The sequence below is a fragment of the Micromonospora reichwaldensis genome (genome assembly GCF_031845925.1).
Classification (GTDB): Bacteria; Actinomycetota; Actinomycetes; order Mycobacteriales; family Micromonosporaceae; genus Micromonospora; species Micromonospora reichwaldensis.
In genome coordinates this window covers 62402-85537 of the sequence record NZ_JAVRFL010000032.1, presented here as the reverse complement: position 1 = coordinate 85537, position 23136 = coordinate 62402, and the positions used below count along the sequence as shown (strand labels likewise).

The following is a 23136-nucleotide window of genomic DNA, read 5'->3' as shown; positions in this document are numbered from 1 at the left end:
CGTTGATCATGAAGTTGTTGTCACGACACGCCGTGCCGAACGACAACAACCTCATGATCAACGCCCGCCTGCGGGCGGGCAGGAAGGAAGGGGGCGGCGTGGGGGCGGTGACGTTGCGGGGGTTCGGGTGGCGGCACGCCGGGCGGCGGGCCTGGGCCGTACGCGGGGTGGACCTGCGCGTGGAAGCCGGGGAGCGGGTGCTGCTGCTGGGGCCCTCCGGGGCCGGCAAGAGCACCCTGCTCGCCGCGCTGGCCGGGCTGCTGCCCGAGGACTCGGGCGAACAGGAGGGCACCGTCGAGATCGACGGGCTCGACCCCCGCAAGGGCCGGGAGCGGGTCGGCATCGTCTTCCAGGACCCGCAGACCCAGCTCGTGATGGCCCGCAGCGGCGACGACGTGGCGTTCGGGTTGGAGAACCGCGGTACCCCCGCCGGGGAGATCTGGCCCCGCGTCGACGAGGCGCTGGCCCGGGTCGGTTTCCCCTACCACCGCGACCGCCACACCGCCGCGCTCTCCGGCGGCGAGCAGCAGCGGCTCGCCCTGGCAGGCGTGCTGGCCCTGCGCCCCGGCCTGCTGCTGCTCGACGAGCCGACCGCCAACCTCGACCCGACCGGCGCGGCGCTGATCCGGGCGGCGGTGGCCGGCGCGCTGGACGCCGACACCACGCTGATCCTGGTCGAGCACCGGGTCGCCGAGGCCTTGCCCCTGATCGACCGGGTGGTCGTGCTCGAACCCGGCGGCGGCGTCCGCGCCGACGGCACGCCCGAGGCCGTCTTCGGTACGCACGGCGACGCGCTAGCCGACGAGGGCGTCTGGGTGCCCGGCCGCCCGGTACCGCCCCGCCACGCGACCGCGCCCCCCGGCGACGTGCTGGTCGCCGCCGACCAACTCGGCCTGCCGCCCCGGCTGGCCCCCGTCGACCTGGCGGTACGCGCCGGCGAGGCGCTCGCCGTCGTCGGGCCCAACGGGGCCGGCAAGTCGACCCTCGCCCTGCTGCTGGGCGGCCTGCTCAAGCCCGGCACCGGCCGGATCGCGGCGACGGCGGCACTGGCCGGCGGCGACGCCCGCACTCCCCCGCACCGCTGGCGCGCCCCGGCACTGGCCCGCCGGATCGGCTCGGTCTTCCAGGACCCGGAGCACCAGTTCGTCACCAACACCGTCTTCGACGAGCTGGCGCTCGGCCCGCGCCGCACCGGCCAGCCCGAGGCGGCGGTCCGGACCACCGTCGACACCCTGCTGTCCCGGCTGCGGTTGACGAAACTCGCCGCCGCCAACCCGTACACCCTCTCCGGCGGGGAGGCGCGGCGGCTGAGCGTGGCGACCGCCCTGGCCACCGCGCCCCGCCTGCTCGTGTGCGACGAACCGACCTTCGGCCAGGACCGGCGGACCTGGCTGGAGCTGGTGGACCTCTTCGCCGAGCTGCGCGACGCCGGGCACGGCCTGGTCGCCGTCACCCACGACCTGGAGTTCGTCGCCGCACTGGCAGACCACCGCCTCACCCTGGAGCGCCCGTGACCAGCGACCGAACCGCCGCACCGGTCACCCACCCGGACCGCCGCCCCACCCTGGGGCGGGCGTGATCAGTTTCGAGCCGGTCGCCGCGCCGGAGGCGTTGCTGGCCCGGCGCAATCCGGTGGCCAAGCTCGCCGCGGCGCTGGTGTTCTCGTTCATCCTGATCGCCACCCTGGACCCGGTGGCCCCGGCCATCGCGATCGCCGCCGAGTTGGCCCTGCTGCCGCTGTTCGGGGTCCGTTTCCGGGTGTTGGCGCGGCGGGCCTGGCCGCTGCTGGTCGGCGCGGTCGGCGTGGTGGTGACGCTGGTGCTCTTCGCGGCCGAGCGCTCCGGTCGGGTGCTGGTCGAGGCCGGCCCGGTGGTGGTCACCTCCGGGGTGCTGCTCACCGCGCTCGGCCTGGTGCTGCGCATGTTCGCGGTGGCGCTGCCCGGCGTGATCGTCTTCGCCACGACCGACCCGACCGACCTGGCGGACGCGCTGATCCAGAACGCGAAGGCGCCGGCCCGGTTCGCCATCGGGGCGCTGGCCGCGTTCCGGCTCGTGCCGCTGCTGGGGCAGGAGTGGCAGATGATCTCCATGGCGCGTCGCGCCCGGGGGGTCGAGGCCGGCCGCAACCCGCTGGCGAAGCTGCGGCTGTTCGTGTCGACGGCCTTCGCGCTGCTCGTCGGGGCGATCCGCCGGGGCACCCGGCTGGCCGTGGCGATGGACGCCCGGGGCTTCGACGCCGGGGTCCCGCGCACCGTCGCCCGGCGACAGCGCTTCGTCGCCGCCGACGGCCTGCTGATCGCCGGCGCGGCGGTGCTCGCCGGGGCCGCGCTGACCGTCAGCGTGCTGCTCGGCACCTTCCGCCCGTTGATCGGCTGACGCCGCCCGTTGATCGGCGGGCGGGCCGGGCGCAGGCGCCAACCGGGTGGGGCGGACGGCGGGTGGGCCGGGCGAAGGCGCCTGCCCGGGTGGTCGGGCGCGGGCGGGCCGGGTGGAGTCGCCGGTGACGACGGCTCCACCCGGCCGGCACCGTCAGCTGCGCCGGAAGGCGTACCGGCGGGCCTGCCCGGCCTTCTGGCCGCGCAGCGCGCCGGAGCGGCCGGTGCCGGAGACCGGCGGACCGGCCTTCGGCGCCGCCGGTCGGTCGACCGGCAGCGCCGGCACGACCGGCGCGACCGCCACCTCGTCGAGGTTGACGGGCGTCAGGTCCGCGACGGACGGCGTGGGGACGGTGGTACGGGACTTCTTCGGGTTGCGCCTGGCGGGCATCCGGTGCCTCCTCGGTCTGCGGGCCCTGCCACACCGGAGCGACGTCCGGTGACCGGGGCCCGCCTCGTTCGGCGACCGTCGCGCGACGGTCGGGCGGGATCGGGACAGCTGCCCGGGATCGGCCACGAGGAGCACCGCCGTTCGACGGCAGGTGCGGAATGCGGACGCCCGGGAGCACGCGGACCCGCGGCGACGCGGCGGCGGGTCGGCTCGGAAGTGGGGCGTCAGTTGCGCATGCCCACACGTTAGCCGCCCCACCGGTCGCGCGCACCCGAATTACCGGCGGGGTCCGCAGCCGGCCGGTCGGGCCCCACGGAGGCCGCCCGGCAGGGTCCGTGGTAGGCCGGTCGCGTCCGCACGGAGTCCGCCCGGCGGGGCCCGCAGCCGGCCGGGCGCCGCCTCGCAGAGGCAGGCCGCCCGGCGAAGGGTCTCGGCAGGCCGGTCGCGTCCCGGGGAGACCGCCCGGCCGAGGGTCATCGGGTGGCCCCCGCGCCCTTCGGGGCGACCGCCACGTGGCGGTGACGGAGTGCCTGACACGCCTCCGGGGCGCCCCGCCCGGCGATACGGTCGCACCGGCGGGTGTCGACGGCGGAGGGCGGACGGATGGCCGGGCGGGCGACGGCACGGATCGGCGTGACCGGACTGGCGGTGATGGGCCGGAACCTGGCCCGCAACCTGGCCCGCAACGGTTTCGCCGTGGCGGTGCACAACCGGTCGCCGGAGCGCACCCGCGGCCTCGTCGCGGAGCACGGGGACGAGGGCACGTTCCTGCCCGCCGAGTCGATGGCCGACTTCGTCGCGTCGCTGGAGCGGCCCCGCGCGGTCATCGTGATGGTCAAGGCGGGCGGCCCCACCGACGCCGTGGTCGACGAGCTGGTCCCGCTGCTCGACGCGGGCGACATCGTCGTGGACTGCGGCAACGCGCACTTCGCCGACACCCGCCGGCGGGAGGAGGCGCTACGGGCCCACGGCCTGCACTTCGTCGGCACCGGCGTCTCCGGTGGCGAGGAGGGCGCCCTGCGGGGCCCGAGCATCATGCCGGGCGGATCCGCGGAGTCGTACCGCACGCTCGGGCCGATCTTCGAACGGATCGCCGCCCAGGTGGACGGGGTACCGTGCTGCCGGCACATCGGGCCGGACGGCGCCGGGCACTTCGTCAAGATGGTGCACAACGGCATCGAGTACGCCGACATGCAGCTCATCGCGGAGGCGTACGACCTGCTGCGGGCCGGACTGGGCGCGCAGCCGGCGCAGCTCGCGGAGATCTTCCGTGGCTGGAACTCCGGCGAGCTGGAGTCCTTCCTGATCGAGATCACCGCCGACGTGCTGGCGCACACCGACGCGGCCACCGGGCGGGCGTTCGTGGACGTCGTGCTGGACCGCGCCGAGCAGAAGGGCACCGGCCGCTGGACGGTGCAGAGCGCGCTCGACCTGGGCATCCCCATCACCGGCATCGCCGAGGCGACCTTCGCCCGCTCGCTCTCCGGGCACGCCGACCAGCGCGAGGCGGCCCGTGGGGCATTCCCGGACATGGGCGCGACCTGGCGGGTCGAGGACCCCGACGCCTTCGTCGAGGACGTCCGCCGCGCCCTGCTCGCCTCGAAGATCGTCGCGTACGCGCAGGGCTTCGACCACATCCGCGCCGGCTCCCGCGAGTACGACTGGGGCATCGACCTGGGCGGCACCGCGACGATCTGGCGGGGCGGCTGCATCATCCGGGCCCGCTTCCTGGACCGCATCCGCCAAGCGTACGACGAGCGGCCCGACCTGCCGACGCTGCTGGTGGCGCCGTGGTTCGCGGACACCGTGAACGACGGCGTGCCGAGCTGGCGGCGGGTGGTGGCCGACGCGGCGCGGGCGGGCGTGCCGGCCCCGGCGTTCGCCTCGTCGCTGGCGTACTTCGACGCGCTGCGCGCCCAGCGGCTGCCGGCCGCCCTGATCCAGGCGCTGCGGGACAACTTCGGGGCGCACACCTACCAGCGCGTGGACCGCGAGGGCACCTTCCACACCCGCTGGCCCACCGACCGCACCGAAACCAGAACCTGACCCGAAACCCCGAACCCCCGACCCGCGAGTCGATCATGCACTTCTGGTGGCCGGAACGCCCCGGTGTGGGGCTTTCGCGGAGCACCACGACTGCATGATCGACGAACGGGTCGGGGGTGGGGTCAGGTCACGGGGTGGCGGGTTGGCAGTGGGCGTCAGAAGAAGCGGCGGCGCTTCGCCTTCTGCGGGCGGAGCATGTCGGCGCCCTTGGTGAGCAGGCGGCTCACCCCGGTCGGGCCGCGGCGGGCCTCCAGCGTGTGGCTGAGCCGGCGCGCGCCCGCCGCCGCCAACGGCACGGCGACGGCCATCATCGCCCACTGGGCAATACGCTTCTGGATCATGTGGGTTCACCTCCGTCGGTGGCTGCTGACCACCGTGGTACCCCGTACGACCGGGCGGTAAGCCTCAGGCGGGCGGCGGGGCGACCGGGTTGGGCAGCGCGCCGCCGAAGCGACGGTCCCGCTGCGCGTACAGCTCGCAGGCGTACCAGAGGTGGCGGCGGTCGAAGTCGGGCCAGAGCGTGTCGAGGAAGATCAGCTCGGCGTACGCGGTCTGCCAGAGCAGGAAGTTCGAGATCCGCTCCTCGCCGGAGGGACGCAGGAACAGGTCCACCTCGGGGATCTCCGGGTGGTAGAGGTACTTCGCGACCGTCTTCTCGTTGACCTTCTCCGGGTCCAGCCGGCCCGCCGCCACGTCGCGGGCGATGGCGGCGGCGGCGTCGGCGATCTCGGCCTGACCGCCGTAGTTGACGCAGAACTGGAGGGTCAGCGTCGAGTTGCCCCGGGACATCTCCTCCGCCGTCTGCAACTCGGAGATGACGCTCTTCCAGAGCCGGCCGGCCCGGCCGGACCAGACCACCCGCACCCCCAGGTCGACCAGCTGGTCACGGCGGCGGCGGATGACGTCGCGGTTGAAGCCCATCAGGAACCGGACCTCGTCCGGCGAGCGCCGCCAGTTCTCGGTGGAGAAGGCGTACGCCGACAGGTAGGGGATGCCCAGCTCGATGGCGCCCTCGACCGTGTCGAAGAGGGAGAACTCCCCCGCCTCGTGGCCCTTGGTGCGGGGCAGCCCGCGATCCTTGGCCCACCGGCCGTTGCCGTCCATCACCACGGCGACGTGCTTCGGCACCGCGTCGGCGGGCAGCGCCGGCGGCCGGGCGCCCGACGGGTGCGGAGTCGGCGGCACCGGCTCGCGACGCCCGGCCCTCATCGATCGGATCACTCGGTTCTCCCCCTGTTCACACCGTCCGCACCGGACCCGACGCCGGGCGGCGGCGGGACCGGGCCGGCCCCCGGGGCGCCCCGGTCGACCAGCGGCAGCGAGCGTAGCGCGCGCTCCAGGTGCCACTGCAGGTGTGCCGCGACCAGGCCGCTGCACTCCCGGCGTACGCCGGTCTCGGTGGCGTCGGCGACCCGCCAGTCGCCGCTGGTCAGCGCGGACATCAGGTCGATGGTGGCCGGGGCGGGATGGGCCGCGCCGGGCGGCCGGCAGTCCGGGCAGACCGCGCCCCCGGCCGGTACGGAGAACGCCCGGTGCCGCCCCGGCGTGCCGCAGACGGCGCAGGCGGTCAGCGCCGGCGCCCAACCGGCGAGCGTCATGCCCCGCAGCAGGTACGCGTCGAGCACCAGGGTGGTGGCGTGGCTGCCCTCGGCGAGCGCCCGCAGCGCGCCCAGGGTGAGCTGGAACAGCCGCAGCGACGGCTCCCGTTCGACGGGGGTGAGCCGCTCGGCGGTCTCGGCGATCGCGCTGGCCGCCGTGTAGCGGGGATAGTCGCCGAGGAACCGCTTGCCGTAGAGGTCGATGCCCTCGACCTGGCTGACCGTGTGCAGCGAGCTGCCCAGGTTGCCCTTCGGGTCGCCGGCGAGCTGGAGGTCGACGTGACCGAACGGCTCCAGCCGGGCACCGAACTTGCTGGTGGTGCGGCGGATCCCCCGGGCCACCGCGCGGAGCCGGCCGTGCCGGCGGGTGAGCAGGGTGATGATCCGGTCGGACTCGCCGAGCTTCTGCACGCGCAGGACCACCGCGTCGTCGCGGTAGAGCTGTCGGCGGTATCCGGCCATCGGACCATTCTCTCTCGGGGTGCGGAATCAGGGTCAGCTCGGGGTGTCCGCGCGCGGAACCCCGATGCGCGGGGGCCGTCACGCCTCGTAGCGTGCTCGCATGGCTCTGCACCGCACCGCCGCCGCGCTCGCTGCGGCCGCCACCCTGATCGTCTCCGCCGGGTGCGACAACCTGTCCTTCCGCCGGCTCGACTACGACAACACCGAGGCGGTCCGGATCAACAGCATCCGGGTGCTCCCGGGGGCCGGCGACGTGACCGTCCGCGCCATCGGCGCGCAGGACGAGGTGCGGATCAAGCGGGTGGTGCGCTACCAGGGCGGTCAACCCGACACGACGTACGAGGTCAAGGGCGGCGAGCTGGTGCTGGACACCGACTGCGGTTCCCGGTGCAGCATCTCCTACGAGGTCACCGCCCCGGACGGGGTGAGCGTGAAGGGCGAGACCGGCTCCGGTGACGTCGACCTGAGCAGGGTGGGCCCGGTGGAGATGCGGCTCGGCTCGGGCAACATCCGGGTGACCGCCTCCAGCGGCCCCGTACGCGCGGAGACCGGCTCCGGCAACATCCAGGTGGCCGGCGCCGGCGGGCCCGTACGCGCCCAGACCGGCTCCGGCAACGTCGAGGTCGACGAGGTCGCCGCAGCGGTCACGCTGCGTACCTCGTCGGGCGACATCACCGGGCACCGCCTCGGCGGCGGGGTGGACGCGGAGACGGGCTCCGGGGACATCGCAGTCGACCTCACGACGCCGGCCTCGGCGCGGGTGCACGCCTCCAGCGGGAGCGTCGACCTGGTCGTGCCGACGGGCCGCTACCGGGTCCGCTCCAACACCGACGGCGGCGACGCCGAGCTGGGCGTCACCGACGACCCGTCCGCCACGCTGGTGCTCGACCTCTCCACCGGCAGCGGCGACATCACGGTCACCCAGCGTTGATCTCGACGGTCTCCGGCTCCCGCGCGGCCCGGGGCCCCGGCACCACCGCCCGCCCGTTGACCGGTCCGCCGACCCTGCCGACGGTGGCCGGGCCGACGGTGGCCGGGCCGGGGCGGGCACGGCCGGGGACGATCTCCGGCGGCCTGCGGGCGGCCACGTCCTCCACCCAGCCGACGAGAGCGGTCACCGCCGCGACCAGCGCGAAGACCAACGCGACCCGGATCGCCAGGCCGAGCGGGTCCTGGTGCGACCAGCCCACCACGTCGACCAGCGGGGTGAGCGCCACCACGAACGGCATGTGCCACAGGTAGACGGTGAGCGCCCGCCGGTTGAAGATGGTCACCACCCGGCCGAACGCGGCGCGGTGGTCCACCCAGGGTGCGCTCGCCGGCCCCCGGCCGAGCAGCACGAGGACGAAGGCCGCCGACCAGAGGGCGTTGCCCAGGGGGTTGTCGTTCAGGTCGTACCCGCGCGGCCCGGGGTGGGTGACGATCCAGCCGGCTCCGGCGGCGGCGAGGGCCAGCGCGACCGGGACCAGCACCCGGTTGGCCAGGCGGCGCAGCATGCCGGCCTGGTGGGCGAAGCCGAGCAGCCAGGCCCCGAAGTAGAGCCCGAACTGGTGCAGCGCCACCGGCAGCGCCGGGAGCAGGCCCAGTTCGGCCGCCGCGAGCAGGGCGTACGGGGCGATCAGGGTGGGCACCGGGGCGCGCCGGAACAGCCAGAGGGCCACCGGCGAGGCGAGCACGAACCAGAGGTAGTCGCGCAGGTACCAGATCACGCTGAGCGCGATGGCACCCCAGCCGTTGGCCGGCGGGTCGGCGATGGGAAAGAGCCAGAGCAGCACCTTCGGGCTCAGCGGCAACCCGGTGAGCAGCATGGCCGGCACGAAGATGGCGGCGAGCACCCACAGCGACGGCAGCAGGCGTCGCAGCCGACGCACTATTGCCCCCGGTCCCCACCGGTGCAGTGAGGCCGCCATCAGCGAGCCGGCGAGCGCGAACATCACCGACATCGCCGGGAAGACGAGGGTCAGCGTGGCCCAACCGGTGACGTGGTAGACGACGACTCGAACGATGGCCAGGAAGCGGAGCAGGTCCAGGTATCGGTTTCGCATCAGCCTGCATCTATGTCCGGGGATACGGGGCTGTCCTACCCCTACCCTCCGGGCCGAGCACGCCAAACAGAAGAGAACCCACCAGAACGTGACATCTTCCATACGTCCGACCGGGACCGATCACGCGCCGGACGGGCCGCACCGGGGCCGGGAAACGTACGCGTACGCGCCCCGGCCCCGATCTCAGAAGCCCAGCTTGCGCAGCTGCTTCGGATCCCGCTGCCAGTCCTTCGCCACCCGGACGTGCAGGTCGAGGTAGACCCGGGTGCCGAGCAGCTCCTCGATCTGCCGCCGGGCGGTGGTGCCGACGTGCTTGAGCCGACTCGCCCGGTGGCCGATGACGATCGCCTTCTGGCTGGGTCGCTCGACGTAGACATCGGCGTAGATCTTCATGAGCCGGCCCTCGGGGACCATCTCCTCGACGACCACCGCGATCGAGTGCGGCAGCTCGTCGCGGACGCCCTCCAGGGCGGCCTCCCGGATCAGCTCGGCGACCAGCACCTGCTCAGGGTCGTCGGTGAGCATGTCGTCGGGATAGAGCTGCGGCGACTCGGGCAGGTAGCCGGTCATCACGTCGACCAGGGTGTCCACCTGGTGCCCGGAGACCGCGCTGACCGGCACCACCTCGGCGAACTCACCCAGCTCGCTGACCGCGAGCAGTTGCTCGGCCAGCCGCTTGCGGTCCACCAGGTCGGTCTTCGTGACCACCGCCAGCACGGTGGCCTTCAACTCGGCCAGCTCGCCGGTGATGAACCGGTCGCCCCGCCCGATCGGCTCGTCCGCCGGGATGCAGAGGCCGATCACGTCGACCTCGCTCCAGGTCTGCCGGACCAGGTCGTTGAGGCGCTCGCCGAGCAGCGTACGGGGGCGGTGCAGGCCCGGAGTGTCGACCAGCACGAGCTGGGACTCCGGGCGGTGCAGGACGGCCCGGATGATGTGCCTGGTCGTCTGCGGCTTGTTCGAGGTGATGGCGATCTTCTGCCCGACGATCGCGTTGGTCAGCGTCGACTTGCCGGCGTTCGGCCGGCCGACGAAACAGGCGAACCCGGCCCGGTAGGGGCGCGGCTGGAGATCGCTCACTCGACCACCGTGCCGAGGACGGACCCGTCCGGGGCGGCCACGTGGATCGGCGCGTCCGCGGCGAGGTCGCGTACCGCCGCGTGCCCCGCGCCGTCCAGGGTCGACGCCTCGGTGACCACCACGGCGGCCTCCAGCCGGGTCGCGCCGGCAGCCACCGCGGACGCCACCGCGAGCTGGAGCGCGGTGATCGTCAACGACGGCAGCGACACGCTGGCCGCCGCGTACGTCCGACCGTCCTGGTCGCGGACCGCCGCGCCCTCCACGGCGCCCACCCGGCCACGCGCGCCCCGCGCCAGGACGACCAGCTTGCCGTCCTCGGCGCTCAGCTCGACCGGGTCGGACGGGGTGGGCCGGGCGGCCGGTACGGCGGGTGACTCAGGCATCGGCGGGTTGCCTCTCCTCGGATCGGTTCGTGTCGTTCCGGGGCTCGGCGTGCTCGCCACGCCCCGGGCCGTTCTGCGTGTCGGTCGACTCCGCCCGGCTCACCAGCACGGTGTCGATCCGGTTGCGTCGGCCGGTGGTGCCCTCGGCGACCAACTGGAGCCCGGCGACCTCGACCTGCGCCCCGGGGATCGGGACCCGGCCCAGGGACTGGGCGAGCAGGCCGCCGACGGTCTCCACCTCGTCGGTGGGGAGGTCGGTGTCGAACAGCTCGCCCAGATCCTCCACCGGGAGCCGCGCGGTGACCCGCACCGCCCCGTCGTCGAGGTGCTCGACCGGCGGGCGCTCGACATCGTACTCGTCGGTGATCTCACCGACGATCTCCTCCAGGATGTCCTCGATGGTGACCAGCCCGCCGGTGCCGCCGTACTCGTCGACGACGATGACCAGGTGGTTGCGGGCGGCCTGCATCTCCGAGAGCAGGTCGTCGACCGGCTTGGACTCGGGCACGAAGGTGGCGGGGCGCATCAGCTCGGCGACGGGGAGCTGCCGGTCCTCCGGGGCACCGCCCTGGGTCCGCCGGATCAGGTCCTTGAGGTAGAGCACGCCGAGCACGTCGTCGACGCTCTCGCCGATGACGGGGATCCGGGAGAAGCCGGAGCGCAGGAAGAGCGCCAACGCCTGGGAGAGCGTCTTGCGTTCCTCTATCCACACCATCTCGGTACGCGGCACCATCACCTCCCGGGCGATGGTGTCGCCGAGCGCGAAGACCGAGTGGATCATCTGCCGCTCGCCGTGCTCCACGACACCGCGCTGCTCGGCCAGGTCGACCAGCTCGCGCAGCTCCACCTGGGTGGCGAACGGACCCTCCCGGAAGCCCCGCCCCGGCGTGACCGCGTTTCCGATCAGGATCAGCAGCGAGGCGAGCGGGTTGAGCGCCCGGCCCAGCCAGCGGACCAGCGGGGCGACGGACCGCCCGACCACGTACGCGTGCTGCCGGCCGATGGTGCGGGGGCCGACCCCGACCACCACGAAGCTGATCACGGTCATCGCGCCGGCGGTGACCAGCGCCGCGCGCCAGCCCGCGCCGAAGGTGTCGACCGCGACCAGCGCCACCAGGGTGGTGGCGGTCAGCTCGGCGAGCAGCCGCAGCAGGAGCAGGAGGTTGAGGTGGCGGACCACGTCCCCGGCGACGGCCTGGAGCGTCCGTGCGCCCCGCGCGCCGTCGCGGGCCAGCTCGGCGGCGCGGGCGGGCGAGACCGCGGCGAGGGCCGCCTCGGTCATGGCGATGAGGCCGGCCAGCACCACCAGGCCGGCCGCGAAGACCAGCAGTTGCAGGTCGGGCAGGCCGGTGGCGGCGGCCGCCAGTGTCGGGGTGGCCATCACCGGGACCGGGTCGACCGCCAGCTCGCCAGCAGCCGGGCCTGGAGGGCGAACATCTCCCGTTCCTCCTCCGGCTCGGCGTGGTCGTAGCCGAGCAGGTGCAGCACCCCGTGCACGGTGAGCAGGTGCAGCTCGTCGGCGGCGGCGTGACCGGCGGTGGCCGCCTGCTTGGCCGCCACCTCCGGGCAGAGCACGATGTCGCCGAGCAGCGCGGGCTCGCCGCCGGCGGCGGACGTCTCGCCGGGCCCGTGGTCGACGCTGCCCTCGTCCATGGGGAAGGCGAGCACGTCGGTCGGGCCGTCGCCGCCCATCCACCGGTGGTTGAGCTCGGTCATGTAGTCGATGTCGACCAGCAGCACGGACAGCTCGGCGAGGGGGTTGACCCCCATCTCGTCGAGGGCGTGCCGGGCCACGGCGAGCACGGCGTCGGTGTCGACGTCGACACCCGACTCGTTGGCGATCTCGATGGACAACAGTCTTCCCTCGGTCTAGCGGCGCCGGCCGGCCCGGCCGCCCTGGGCGGACCGCCCCGGCACGGCGTGCACGCTCTGCGCCTGCTGGTTCTCCCGCTCGTCCCAGCGGGCGTACGCGTCGACGATCTCCCCGACCAGCCGGTGGCGGACCACGTCGGAGCTGGAGAGCTCGGCGAAGTGCACGTCCTCCACGTTCTCCAGGATCTCCCGGACCACCCGCAGGCCGCTGGTCGTGCCGCCGGGAAGGTCCACCTGGGTGACGTCACCGGTGACGACGATCTTGGAATTGAAGCCGAGCCGGGTGAGGAACATCTTCATCTGCTCGGGCGTGGTGTTCTGCGCCTCGTCGAGGATGATGAAGGCGTCATTCAGGGTTCTTCCCCGCATATATGCCAGCGGCGCGACCTCGATCGTGCCCGCCGCCATCAGCTTGGGGATGGAATCCGGGTCGAGCATGTCGTGCAGCGCGTCGTAGAGCGGGCGCAGGTAGGGGTCGATCTTCTCGTTGAGCGTGCCGGGCAGGAAGCCGAGCCGTTCCCCCGCCTCGACCGCCGGCCGGGTCAGGATGATCCGGTTGACCTGCTTGGCCTGCAACGCCTGGACGGCCTTCGCCATCGCCAGGTAGGTCTTGCCGGTGCCGGCGGGGCCGATGCCGAAGACGATGGTGTGCGCGTCGATCGCGTCGACGTAGCGCTTCTGCCCCAGCGTCTTGGGACGGATGGTGCGGCCGCGCCGGGAGAGGATGTTGAGCGTCAGGACCTCGGCGGGCCGCTCGGCGCCGCCCTGCTCGAGCATGCCGACGGTACGCCGCACGGCGTCAGTGGTCAGGGTCTCGCCTTTCTCGATGAGTTCCAGCAGCTCGCTGAAGATCCGCTCGGCGAGGGCGTTGTCGGCGGGGGCGCCGGTGATGGTGATCTCGTTGCCCCGGACGTGCACGTCGCTGTCGACCGAGCGCTCGACCAGTCGCAGGATCTCGTCACCCGCGCCGAGCAGGTTGACCATGATCTTGGAATCCGGGACGGTGATCCTGGTCTGCACCCGGGGCGGGCCGGGAGGTGGGGTGCCGGTCATAGGTCGGGCCGAGGGGCCCTGCGCACCTGCTCTCGATCTCGGCGCCGGCCTGCTGGCGCGGCGCGCTGACGTTACTGCCATCTTATCTTTCCAACAGCGGCGGCACCCTGCCCATTTCCGCGCGTGGGGCACGGGCGGACCGGTCACCTCGTCCGCGGCCCGGGCGGACCGGACGGGGCGGGTCCTCGGCCCGTCCGGTCGCGCGGATCAGGAGCCGGCTCGGAAGTCGTACCGCTCGAAGGTCTCCTGGTGCCGGGTGAACCGGTAGGTCGCCCAGTGCATCCGCACCACCGTGCCGTGCTCGTCCCGGGTCAGCCGGAGCAGCTCCCCCGCCTCCCGGCCGGAGACCGTGCGAAACACGTCCGGCCGGTCCGGCAGCGCGACGAAGACCGACGGCGGCTTTCCGGCCGGATCATCGGCGCCCCGGGCCCGCAGCTCGCCGTCGTGCCAGGAGAAGACGTACTCGAAACCCTCCCCCCACCAGCGGCCGAGCAGCCCGCGTACGCCCTCGGGGGCGGGCGGGCCCGGCTGCCACGGCGTGACGTCGGCGGGGTCGTGCTCGACCGCGGCGGCCAGCAGCCGGTGCGGCAGGTCGAGGACCTCGCCGGCGGTGCCGGAGGAGCCGAGCACCGCGACCCCCATGGCGCCGGGAGTGCCCTCCCCGCCCCGCCGGCCGTAGACGCTGGCCAGGAAGCCGGGCATCGCGCCGTAGTGCCCGACGTGCATGATCCGCTCGCCCTGCGGCACCAGGATCAGCCCCAGCCCGAAGCCGTCGGCCCAGAGCGTCTCGTCGGTGACCGTCGCCGGCCAGCGCATCTCGTCGAGCGTCGTCGGGGCGAGCACGGCGCCGGCCGGGTCCAGCGCCGCCGGGTCGGCGAGGAAGGCCGCCCAGCGGGCCATGTCGGAGGCGGTGCTCCAGAGCTGCGCCGCCGGACCGATCGCCCCGAAGTCGGTCGGCGGCTCGGGGCGCGCCTCGTCGGAGTAGGCGTCGACCAGGAACCCCGTCGCGGCGTGCGGCCCGGGTTCCGTCGAGGTCGCGGCCAGTCCCAGCGGGGTCAGCACCCGCTCGGCGAGCGCCTCCGCCCAGGTGCCGCCCCGCAGGTGGCCGACGAGCCGGCCGAGCAGCGCCATGCCGAGGTTCGAGTAGTGGTAGCGGCGGCCCGGGGGCAGCACCCGCTCGGCCCGGGCCAGGTCGGCGACCAGCCCGTCGGCGTCCGGCGTGCGCAGGGTGTCCCAGACGTCGCCGTACGGCTCGCGTTGCAGGCCGGCGGTGTGCGACAGCAGCCGGCGCACCGTCAGCTCGCCGTGGGCCGGCAGGTCCAGGTGCCGGCCCAGCGGGTCGTCGAGGTCCAGCAGGCCGTCGTCGCGGCACTGGAGGGTCAGCACGGCGGTGAACGTCTTCGTGACCGACCCGATCCGGAACCGGGTGCCCGGCCCCAGCTCGGTGCCGTTGCCGGTACCGCCGACGGCGCACGTCCAGAGCGGGCGGTCCGCCCGGTGCAGGGCCGCCGACACCGCCGGCACCCGGGCCTGCGCCTGGACCGTCCGGACCATCCGCGACAGGCGGTCGTCGACCGCCGTCACGCGAGGTTCCGGGCCAGCATCGGGCCCAGCGGCGCCCCGCCGAGCACGTGCGCGTGCACGTGGAAGACCTCCTGGCCGCCGTACGCGCCGGTGTTGAACATCAGCCGGAAGCCGTCGCCGAGCAGTCCCTCGTCCTCGGCCACGGTGGCGGCCGTGGCGAGCACCTCTCCGGCCAGCGCCGGATCGCCCTGGGCGAGCGCCGCCACGTCGGCGTAGTGCTCCTTCGGGATGACCAGCACGTGCACCGGCGCCTTCGGGTCGATGTCGCGGAAGGCGAGCGTGGTGGCGGTTTCCCGGACGATCGTGGCCGGGATCTCCCCGGCGACGATCCGGCAGAAGAGGCAGTCGGTTCCCATGCGGGGCAGTGTAAGGAAGGGCACCTTGTCAACGCCTTCGGTAGAGGAAGGGTCCCTTCCTTGCACCCCGGGCGGGCCGGGCATGATGTCCGGCGTGACTTCACGGGCGGTACTGGTGACGGGGGCCTCGCGCGGCATCGGGCGGGCGGTGGCGACCGCGTTCGCGGCAGGCGGCGACCGGGTGGCGATCCACCACCGGGACTCGGCGGAGCTGGCCGAGCGGCTACGCGCCGAACTGCCCGGCGAGGGGCACGTCGTGGTCCGCGCCGACCTCACCGACCCGGACGCCGTACGGGCCATGGTCGACGAGGCGGCCGGCCTGCTCGGCGGGCTCGACGTGCTGGTCAACAACGCCGGGGTGTACGGCGAGCGGGACGCCCCGCACCCGGTCTTCGGCGCCTCCTACGAGCAGTGGCGCGCGCAGTGGCGACAGGTGCTGGAGACCAACCTGACCGGCGCGGGCAACGTCATCTGGTGCGCCGCGCAGCACATGCGCGACCGGGGCGGCCGGATCGTCAACGTCTCCTCCCGCGGGGCGTTCCGGGGCGAGCCGGAGCAGCCGGCGTACGGGGCGAGCAAGGCGGGACTCAACGCGCTGGGGCAGTCGCTGGCGGTGGCCCTCGCCCCGTACGGCATCACGATCGCGACGGTCGCCCCGGGCTTCGTGGAGACCGACATGACCACCGGACACCTGAGCGGGGAGCGGGGCGCCGCGATCCGGGCGCAGAGCCCGTTCAACCGGGTGGCCCGCCCCGAGGAGATCGCCGCCGCCGTGCACTGGCTCGCCTCCCCGCAGGCGGAGTGGGCCTCCGGCACCATCGTCGACCTCAACGGCGCCTCATACCTGCGCAGCTGACCCCGCCGGGCGGCGGCACCGGCCCGACGGAGGGGCCCGGCCCGGCTGGACCTCAGCCCGAAGGACCAGCCGGTGCACCTCTTCCCCGGGCTACTGGCCGGACCACGTCAGGAGGGAACCTTCTGATAGGCGTCGGCCTGCGTACGGTAGAGCCGCGCGTACGTACCTCCCAGTTCCGTCAGTGATTCGTGCGTGCCGTGCTCGACGATCCGGCCGTCCTGCAGCACGTAGACGGCGTCGGCATGGCGGACGCTCGCGAGGCGGTGCGAGATGAGCAGCACTGTCCGGCCGCGGAACAGTTCCCGGAGGTGCGCGAACAGTTCCGCCTCGGCGTCGGGGTCCAGGGAGGCGGTCGGCTCGTCGAGAACCACCAGTGGGGCGTCGCGGTAGAAGGCGCGGGCGATGGCCAGCCGCTGCCATTGCCCGAGTGACAGGTCGCTACCGTCGGAGAACTCCTTGCTGAGCATCGTGTCGTACCCGTGCCGTAAGCGGGTCAGGAAGCCGTGCGCACCGGCCTGCTCGGCCGCCGTCCGGACGCCACGCGGGTCGAACGGGACGTCGGGGCGGCCGAAGGCGATGTTGTCCATGGCGGAAAAGCGATACCGGACGAAATCCTGGAAGACGACGGCAGTCTGGGCACGCAGCGCGCCGAGATCCGTGACTGGTTCGCCGTTCAGGTCCAGCCGTCCCTCGGCAGGCCGGTACAGACCACTGAGGATCTTCGCCAGGGTGGTCTTGCCGGACCCGTTGGCGCCGACGAGCGCGACGAGTTGTCCCGCCTCCAACCGCACCGTGACGTCCTGCAACGCCGGCCGGTCCGCACCGGGATAGGTGAAGGAGACGCCGAGCGCGCGGAGCGAACGGAACGGGGCCGGCGCGACGGCTGTCGGCTGGGGGGCGGAATCGGTGATGAAGGTGCGCAGGTCGTGGAGGTACAGCGCGGCGCTGCCGACGTTGTTGAACAGAGAGCCCACGATCTGCATCCGGGCGGAGAGCAGCCACAGTCCGGTCATCGCGGTGAGGGCGGTGGGCAGATCCAGGACGGACCGGGTGACCGCCCACCATACGGCGGCGACGACAGCGAGGGAGAACGCGTCCCCGGTCCAGCGCGCGGCGATCTGGCGTCGCAGGTGGCGGCGGTACGTGGTCGTGGTGCGCCGTGCCTCGTCGCCGTAGCGGTCGTTCCACCTCTCCCGCAGCAGTGGACCGAGGCCGAGCGCGCGGATCTCCTTCGCCTCGTCGCGGCCGGTCATCAGCCGTTCCAGGTACTGGCGCTTCCGGCGGTTCTCGGCGAGGTCCCGGTTCAGGCCGTAGCTGTCGCGCCGTTCATCGCGCGCCGCCTTCACGGCCGGTAGTGCGCTGATCAACGCGAAGGGCAGCAGCCACCAGGCCATCAGCAGGAATGTCGCGGTCACCGCGATTAGGGCCAGGGCCGTCTGCACGACCGCAACGACGGTCGTGACGACCATGACGGCCTGACCGCGTGAGGCGAAGACAGCCCGTTGCATCCGGTCATGGAAGTCCGGGTCCTCGAAGTCGGTGATGTCGGCCCGCGTGGCCGCGTCCAGCACCAGTCCGACGACGTGCCGGTCCAACTGCATCATCAGGACGCGCTGACGGGTGTTCGCGATCGCGCGCAGGGTGCCGCCGAGGCCGGCGAACGCGACCATGCCCACGGCGAGCGGCACCAGCGAGTCGGCGGTCGCGGCGGGTCCCCCCTGCTGCAGGGCACCGCCGGTGGCATGGCGGAGGAGCAGCAGGCCGCAGCCCAGCAGGGCGGCGGTCACCACCTGGATGAGCAGCAGCGTGACCACGCCCGAACGGTCGGATTGCCAGGCGAGGCGTAGTGCGAGCGTCCCGGAGCGGAGCAGGTCGCGCAGGGAGACGCTGGGCTGCGCCGCGCGGTCGCTCACCGTGCCCCGTCCGTGGTCATCCGGTCGACCCAGGCCCGGTGCTCGCCGGTCAGCACCCGCTGGGTCTCGCGATAGATGAACGTGTGGCTCTCATGAGGCAGGAGCAACAGTCGGGCGTGGCCGCCGGTGGCAATGAGGCATCGGTAGAACGCCACCGCCTGATCGGCGGGGGTGGCGGGATTGTCGTCCTCCGCGCCGTGGACCAGCAGGACAGGACGCGTCAACTGGTCGGCCTGGTGCAGTGCGCTGAAGGCCTGGTAGAGCTCGGGCACCGCCCAGTACGGGCGGCGTTCCAACTGGAAACCGACAGGGGTGAGGGTGCGGTTGTAGCACCCGCTGTGCGCGATCGCTGCGGCCAACCCAGGCACCCGGGCCAGGGCGAAAAGGGCGAGGGTGGCACCGAAACTGTGCCCGCCCACGACGACGCCCTCGTGCGACTGAACCGACGGAGCGTCGAGCGCGGCGTGAACCGCCCCGACGATCTGGTCCTCGAGGAACGCGACCGTGGCGTCCGCGGGCCAGTCCAGGGTCAGGTCGAGGGTGGCGACCGGCCGCCCCGTGGCTGTCAGCGTCGCAGGTGGCGGTGCGCCCACCTGCTCGCCGCGGCCGACAGCCCGCAGCCAGAGCAGCATCGGCACCCCGCCGGTGGGTGGAGCCGACCAACTCAGGTGTGCCTGGTCGGTGATCGGCATGTCGACCCGCTGCGGCTTGCGCCGGCGGTTGGGTCGGTGTCCGGCCAGCCGGGACGCGACGCGTGCAGAGGCGTCGTCGCTGAGGTGATGCCGGGTCAGCACGCCGCGGTCGAAGACGATCAGGTCCGTCCGGTCCCCTCGTCGGACCGGCCAGGTCCGTCTGGGCCCGGGTTCGCCACCGCCGGAACTCGGAAGTGGGTGTGCGTGGGCGGTGGCCTTGACCAGTTCCACCACGGCAATCCCCACGTCTGCTCCCTGGCGGCACCGGAACACCGCCCGGTCACCGTGCACGACGAGTGGTTCGCGGCGCGACGGGACGACGGAAGTCGCCGCCCGGACGGCACGCGTACCGTCCGGGCTGTCGAGGGTGAGACGTCCGTCCTGTTCACCGAGGACCACGGGCGTGTCGCCGTGCCACAGCGGCCAGGAGGCGCCCGCGCCGGTGCGGACGGAATGATCGCGACCGTCGACGTTCCGGAAGTGCACGGTCGTGCCGCCCGGGTGGGCCGACCGCCAGCCGAGCACATCCTGGCCGCCCGGCACCCAGACGGCGTCGGCAGGCACGGCGAGCGGGTCCGAGGCGCCATCGAGGTCGACCATGCGGGCCTGGAACACGAACGTGCCGGGTCGGCCGCCGTCACCAGCCGTTTCGACGTGTCGGAGCAGGAGCCGTCGGCCGGACGGCGCGACGGACATGCCATGGATCAGATCGGCGTGGTGGACGAGACGGGCCTCTCCGGTCGCGATGTCGAGCCCCATGACGCGCGCCGCGGCCATCCGACGCAGGGCGTCGAGGTCGGGCCTGAAGGCGACGTGTCCAGGCCCGACAGCCTCGTACGCCGCAGGCGGAAACTCCTCGGCTAGGGCTGCGGGGCGAGTGGCCTGCGGCGCGGCCAGGAGCAGGAGAGTGTCGCCGGCCCAGGCCACCACGGGCTCTCCCGCGCCACCGTACGACGTCACGGACAGGGCGGCGCGTATCTGCCGGTGGTGGGTCACCGTCTGCCGGTGGTAGTCGGCCGTCCACGGGTGCAGTGCACCCTCGCGTTGCAGCAGACCGGCCACGAGAGGGCGGCGAGGGTGCCAGGCCAGCTGATCGTGGACCGCTCCCGGCAGGATCACGGGCCACGGTCGCTCTCCGTCTGCCCGTTCGATGACGAGATCCTCCAGCGTGGGCCGGTCGCAGACGAGTCCCGCGGCGCCGACGTCGATGCGCAGGTCCTCCCAGCGGGCGAGGTCGAGGGGCCGATGCGCCAGGGAGGGATGAGCGGGTACCCGGGCGACGGCCCAGGCCAGGCCGTCGGGTGCCACCTCGCACCAGGGGCGGCGCCGTTCCCATTGCTCCTCGGGGTCCGGAGGCCGCCCGTGGTCGGTCGGCGATCGGTGGGTCCACTCATCGGTCAGCATGACCACCGACCGGTGAGCCGAGCCGGATCGTGTCTATGAGGGCCTTCACCGCTCCGATCCCGTCGACCGGCGCGCAGATCGGCCGGCCGTCGACATCCAGCGCCTGCGCCGCCGGCACGCTGGTCATGCCGTACGGCAACTTCTCGCCGCGGTTCACGACGAGGGTGACCACGGCGTTTCGTCGGGCCGGCTCCATCTGAGCCAGCAGTTGCTTCAGCGAACGGCAGGAGGGGCAGGTGTCGGACACCACGAGTTCCACCATGGCGGGCGGCCGGTCGCAGTCGGCGGAGCCGGCCGTCGTCGCCGCCCGACGGTCGAGGGTACGGACCACGATGACGGTGCACACCGCGGCAGCGGCCGTTACGGCGAGCCGCCAGGGTGCCGAAAGTCGGTCGGGCGGGACGAGGGCCGCCGCGGCTGCGGACAGCAGGCCCGCGGTCAGGTTGGCGGCGATATGCCACCGTCCGACCATGGCGGCGGAGCCGAAGCAGGCACACGTCTGCCCCCGCAGCCTGTACGCGACGACGGTGAGGGTGAGGTACGCGAACGCGACAAGCAGGGCGGCAGGGCGAACCGGAAGCGTCGCGGCGAGCACGGCGGTGGCGAGTTCGGCGGCCGCCACGTTGCGCGGTCCGTGCGGTCCACGCAACGGACCTCTCTCGATCGGCCAGGGCAGCCGGTCGGCCGGTGTGAGGAGCTTGGCCACCGCACCGGCGGCGAGCGGTCCCGCCAGGGCAGCGACCAACCAACCAGGGGTCGTGAGCAGTTCTCCCGGGATCATGTCATTCCCCTCCGTCCAGGTCGCCGCGTCGGACGATCAGCCAGCCGGCCTCGATCAGTGGCGCGACGAGGGGTTGCACGGCAGCCCACCGGGCCGGATCGGGCACGCCACGGGTGAGCAGCAGTTGAAGGACTTGCCCGTCGCGTTCGCCGTACTCGGCGAGCGCCAGGCTCTGACCGTGCACCAGCACCGCGCCACCGAAGGGCAGGCGGGTGAAGGACGTGCCGGCCGCCACCCGCAGGAGGGTTCCCGGCTCAAGGTCGGTTGTCATGCGACACCTCTCAACCAGCGGTCGATCGACAGGATCCGCAGGACCGGCAGGGCGTTGTCCGCGAGGCTGCGGCCGTCGCGGAGCAGTGCCCGCACCGCGTGGACGTCGATCAGGCCGAGGTCGGCCAGCGCGGAGCCGCGCTCCCACTCGGCGGCGATCGCACGGCGTTGACGGTGCAGGTGGACGGCGGTGACCCGGCGGAGCCAGGTGCCGGGAGCGGTACGCCGGAAGCCGGTCACGCCGAGCCGGGACAGCGGCTCACGCAGCGGCAGGTGATTCTGGAACGTGCCATGCCTCAGGCGGCCGATCCTGCCGGGTGCCAGCCGCGCCACCGCAGCCAGGACGCCCGGGTCGAGTGCGGGTGAGAACTGCCCGATGGCGCCGCGTTCCTCTGCGCCAGCAGTCGCACGGGCCAGAACCGGGCCGAGGAAGTCCAGGTGTTCCTTCCACAGCGCCATGGTGCCGCGGTGGGTGGATTCCAGGACGGAGGTGCCGGTGTCGGTGATTCCAGGGACCGCGCTGACGATGTTGGGTGAGGGCGGCACGACCACGTCGGTGGGCGTCGCACCCTGTTCGCCGCGCGGCCGGGATCGTTCGGGCACGTAGACGATCGCCTTGGTGAGCAGTTCGCGCGCCTGGGCGAGGGTACGCAGTGTCCCGGCGATATGGAACGGCTCGCAGCTGAGCAGCCGACGACCGCGCAGACCGATGGACAGGTCCGGTAGGCGTACCGAGACCAGGTCCTCCAGCAACCCACCGTCGACGAGCGGCAGGCCGACGTGGGCGGCAAGGATGCGGCCCACCCGTTGTGGGACGTCGACATCCGGCACCGGCGGCGTGAGGCCGTCGAGGTTTCCGTGGTGGCCGAGCAGTTCGTCGGGATCCACGCGGACGCGCTCCACGGCCAGCCCGGGAATGTCGGGGAGCGGGCTGCCCGCATCCCAGCCGAGATCGGCGTGCACGAGCACCGGCCGGTGGCCGGCAGCGACGGCGGTCGCGGCGAGAAAGGCCGAGCCGAGACCGCCGCTGTAGGCGATCGCATACCGGCCACTGCCCGGTAGCGCGGCGGTGACGGCGTCGAGCAGGCCGGTGGGACGCGCGATCGGCGGAGTTGCCCGCCGGGTGAGGGAGATGCCGTCCCTCGTGACGCGCAACTGGGTACCGACGGTGAGCCGTCGCACGCCGTCGAGCGGGCTGCCGTCCGGCGCCGGTGATCCGCCCTGGATCAGAGTGAGCAACAGGCCCGGATCCGGCACCGGCCGTTCGCCGTCGACGACGAAGTCGGACAGGTCGTCGCTCCACTCGAGGCGACCGAAGTCGAGGCGGTAGTACAGGGGGCGTCGGCACGGCGCCTCCCGCCGCAGCGTGAAGGACCCCGCGCCGTGTTCGACGCGGACGCCGGAGGGAAGTGGTCGCGAAGCCGGCTCGGCCATGACGGGGTTCCCGTCAGCGGGGACTTCGACGAGGTTGATCATCCTGGCACCTCACATGGCGCGGCATGGACCCGTACGTAGTCCTCGAGCACGGGCAGAGAAGTGCTCACCACCCGGGTGCCGCATTCGACCCAGGCGTAGACGCCGGCCGGTGGGGCCAGCGGGGCCAACTCACGGCCGAGGTGGAAGGTGGCGTGGAATCCCAGCAGTCGCAGCGCGACGGTGAGATAGAGGGCGTCCTCGAGCGGATCGAGGAAGCCCACCGTGAGTCTCTGCACCAGCCGCAACCTCGCGACCAGGGGGGCCAGGTCCCGGTCGCTGCGCCGGCCGTCCAGCACGCCTGGCCATTCGGGAAGCTCGTACATTCCGTTTCCGGCTCTGGCGGTCTGCAAGAATGCCTTCGCCGCCGATGCCGCTTTCCATATTCGAAGCAATCCGACACCGTCTCCCCGAGTTCTGAATCAACGGCCCGGGCCGCCGGGTGGCCGTCACGCAGATGACAGCCACCCGGCGATTCCAGACCTCTCGTGACCTATTGAAG

General features: G+C 73.2%; 23 protein-coding genes. 5 read left to right on the top strand and 18 right to left on the bottom strand.

Translation table 11 applies throughout. The features are described 5' to 3' along the window. The first annotated feature begins 98 nt into the window (after positions 1–98). Together RM555_RS23815 and RM555_RS23810 are read left to right on the top strand one after the other, a co-directional pair. Positions 99–1514 carry an ABC transporter ATP-binding protein gene (locus tag RM555_RS23815; protein WP_311413819.1) on the top strand — a complete coding sequence of 472 codons (1416 nt, stop codon included), beginning with the start codon at positions 99–101 and terminating at the stop codon, positions 1512–1514. A gap of 61 nt (positions 1515–1575) precedes the next feature. Next, positions 1576–2376 (top strand): energy-coupling factor transporter transmembrane component T family protein, encoded by an 801-nt coding sequence (locus RM555_RS23810; RefSeq protein ID WP_311413811.1) that lies wholly within the window; start codon positions 1576–1578, stop codon positions 2374–2376. A 153-nt stretch (positions 2377–2529) separates the two neighbouring features. Here RM555_RS23810 and RM555_RS23805 read toward each other — a convergent pair whose 3' ends face one another. Beyond that, positions 2530–2766: a hypothetical protein gene (locus RM555_RS23805; RefSeq protein ID WP_311413810.1), complete on the bottom strand. Its 237-nt coding sequence runs from the start codon at positions 2764–2766 to the stop codon at positions 2530–2532. Positions 2767–3369: 603 nt separating this feature from the next. Here RM555_RS23805 and gndA point away from each other — a divergent pair. Beyond that, positions 3370–4812, top strand: coding sequence for an NADP-dependent phosphogluconate dehydrogenase (gene gndA, locus RM555_RS23800; RefSeq protein WP_311413818.1), 1443 nt, complete (start codon positions 3370–3372; stop codon positions 4810–4812). Positions 4813–4967: 155 nt separating this feature from the next. Here gndA and RM555_RS23795 read toward each other — a convergent pair whose 3' ends face one another. From RM555_RS23795 to recO, 3 genes are all read right to left on the bottom strand, one after another. Further along, a complete protein-coding gene (locus RM555_RS23795; protein ID WP_311413809.1) occupies positions 4968–5153 on the bottom strand; it encodes a hypothetical protein in 186 nt (61 codons plus the stop codon). 64 nt (positions 5154–5217) lie between these two features. Then, positions 5218–6021 (bottom strand): isoprenyl transferase, encoded by an 804-nt coding sequence (locus RM555_RS23790; RefSeq protein WP_121400234.1) that lies wholly within the window; start codon positions 6019–6021, stop codon positions 5218–5220. 8 nt (positions 6022–6029) lie between these two features. Next, entirely contained in the window at positions 6030–6872 is an 843-nt protein-coding gene (gene recO, locus RM555_RS23785; RefSeq protein WP_311413808.1) for a DNA repair protein RecO, read from the bottom strand. Between the two features lie 100 nt (positions 6873–6972). Here recO and RM555_RS23780 point away from each other — a divergent pair, with 100 nt between their 5' ends. Next, the gene (locus tag RM555_RS23780) at positions 6973–7803 is read left to right on the top strand and encodes a DUF4097 family beta strand repeat-containing protein (RefSeq protein WP_311413807.1); all 831 of its coding nucleotides are present in this window, start codon (positions 6973–6975) and stop codon (positions 7801–7803) included. On the opposite strand, the gene RM555_RS23775 is transcribed toward RM555_RS23780, so the two are convergent. The 8 genes from RM555_RS23775 to RM555_RS23740 all read right to left on the bottom strand — a co-directional run bounded on the left by RM555_RS23775 (position 7790) and on the right by RM555_RS23740 (position 15245). Then, positions 7790–8917 carry an acyltransferase family protein gene (locus tag RM555_RS23775; protein WP_311413806.1) on the bottom strand — a complete coding sequence of 376 codons (1128 nt, stop codon included), beginning with the start codon at positions 8915–8917 and terminating at the stop codon, positions 7790–7792. The genes RM555_RS23780 and RM555_RS23775 overlap by 14 nt on opposite strands. Positions 8918–9100: 183 nt before the next feature. Next, a complete protein-coding gene (gene era / locus RM555_RS23770; protein WP_151452825.1) occupies positions 9101–9997 on the bottom strand; it encodes a GTPase Era in 897 nt (298 codons plus the stop codon). Continuing rightward, entirely contained in the window at positions 9994–10380 is a 387-nt protein-coding gene (locus tag RM555_RS23765) for a cytidine deaminase (protein WP_101412356.1), read from the bottom strand. The genes era and RM555_RS23765 overlap by 4 nt, the downstream gene beginning before the upstream one ends. Then, positions 10373–11785, bottom strand: a complete 1413-nt coding sequence (locus RM555_RS23760; RefSeq protein WP_311413817.1) for a hemolysin family protein — start codon at positions 11783–11785, stop codon at positions 10373–10375. Before RM555_RS23760 ends, RM555_RS23765 begins: the two co-directional genes overlap by 8 nt. Continuing rightward, entirely contained in the window at positions 11761–12234 is a 474-nt protein-coding gene (gene ybeY, locus RM555_RS23755) for an rRNA maturation RNase YbeY (protein WP_132240405.1), read from the bottom strand. The genes RM555_RS23760 and ybeY overlap by 25 nt, the downstream gene beginning before the upstream one ends. A 15-nt stretch (positions 12235–12249) precedes the next feature. Further along, on the bottom strand, positions 12250–13305 hold the full coding sequence (locus tag RM555_RS23750; RefSeq protein ID WP_311413805.1) for a PhoH family protein: 1056 nt from the start codon (positions 13303–13305) through the stop codon (positions 12250–12252). 207 nt (positions 13306–13512) lie between these two features. Next, entirely contained in the window at positions 13513–14889 is a 1377-nt protein-coding gene (locus RM555_RS23745; RefSeq protein WP_311413804.1) for a serine hydrolase domain-containing protein, read from the bottom strand. After that, on the bottom strand, positions 14886–15245 hold the full coding sequence (locus RM555_RS23740; protein WP_132240408.1) for a histidine triad nucleotide-binding protein: 360 nt from the start codon (positions 15243–15245) through the stop codon (positions 14886–14888). Before RM555_RS23740 ends, RM555_RS23745 begins: the two co-directional genes overlap by 4 nt. 94 nt (positions 15246–15339) lie before the next feature. Here RM555_RS23740 and RM555_RS23735 point away from each other — a divergent pair, with 94 nt between their 5' ends. Next, on the top strand, positions 15340–16101 hold the full coding sequence (locus RM555_RS23735; protein WP_121400873.1) for an SDR family NAD(P)-dependent oxidoreductase: 762 nt from the start codon (positions 15340–15342) through the stop codon (positions 16099–16101). A 107-nt stretch (positions 16102–16208) separates the two neighbouring features. Here the strand turns inward: RM555_RS23735 and RM555_RS23730 are convergent, their stop codons facing one another. From RM555_RS23730 to RM555_RS23705, 6 genes are all read right to left on the bottom strand, one after another. After that, a complete protein-coding gene (locus RM555_RS23730) occupies positions 16209–17915 on the bottom strand; it encodes an ABC transporter ATP-binding protein (RefSeq protein WP_311413803.1) in 1707 nt (568 codons plus the stop codon). 95 nt (positions 17916–18010) lie between these two features. Continuing rightward, positions 18011–20110, bottom strand: coding sequence for an alpha/beta hydrolase family protein (locus RM555_RS23725; RefSeq protein ID WP_311413802.1), 2100 nt, complete (start codon positions 20108–20110; stop codon positions 18011–18013). Next, positions 20097–20732: a hypothetical protein gene (locus tag RM555_RS23720; protein WP_311413801.1), complete on the bottom strand. Its 636-nt coding sequence runs from the start codon at positions 20730–20732 to the stop codon at positions 20097–20099. The genes RM555_RS23725 and RM555_RS23720 overlap by 14 nt, the downstream gene beginning before the upstream one ends. 160 nt (positions 20733–20892) lie before the next feature. Next, positions 20893–21162 carry an actinodefensin-associated protein B gene (gene adfB, locus RM555_RS23715; RefSeq protein ID WP_311413800.1) on the bottom strand — a complete coding sequence of 90 codons (270 nt, stop codon included), beginning with the start codon at positions 21160–21162 and terminating at the stop codon, positions 20893–20895. Next, positions 21159–22637 (bottom strand): hypothetical protein, encoded by a 1479-nt coding sequence (locus RM555_RS23710; RefSeq protein ID WP_311413799.1) that lies wholly within the window; start codon positions 22635–22637, stop codon positions 21159–21161. Before RM555_RS23710 ends, adfB begins: the two co-directional genes overlap by 4 nt. Next, complete coding sequence (locus tag RM555_RS23705) at positions 22634–22873, bottom strand: hypothetical protein (protein ID WP_396888833.1); 240 nt, start codon at positions 22871–22873, stop codon at positions 22634–22636. Before RM555_RS23705 ends, RM555_RS23710 begins: the two co-directional genes overlap by 4 nt. Positions 22874–23136 lie beyond the last annotated feature (263 nt).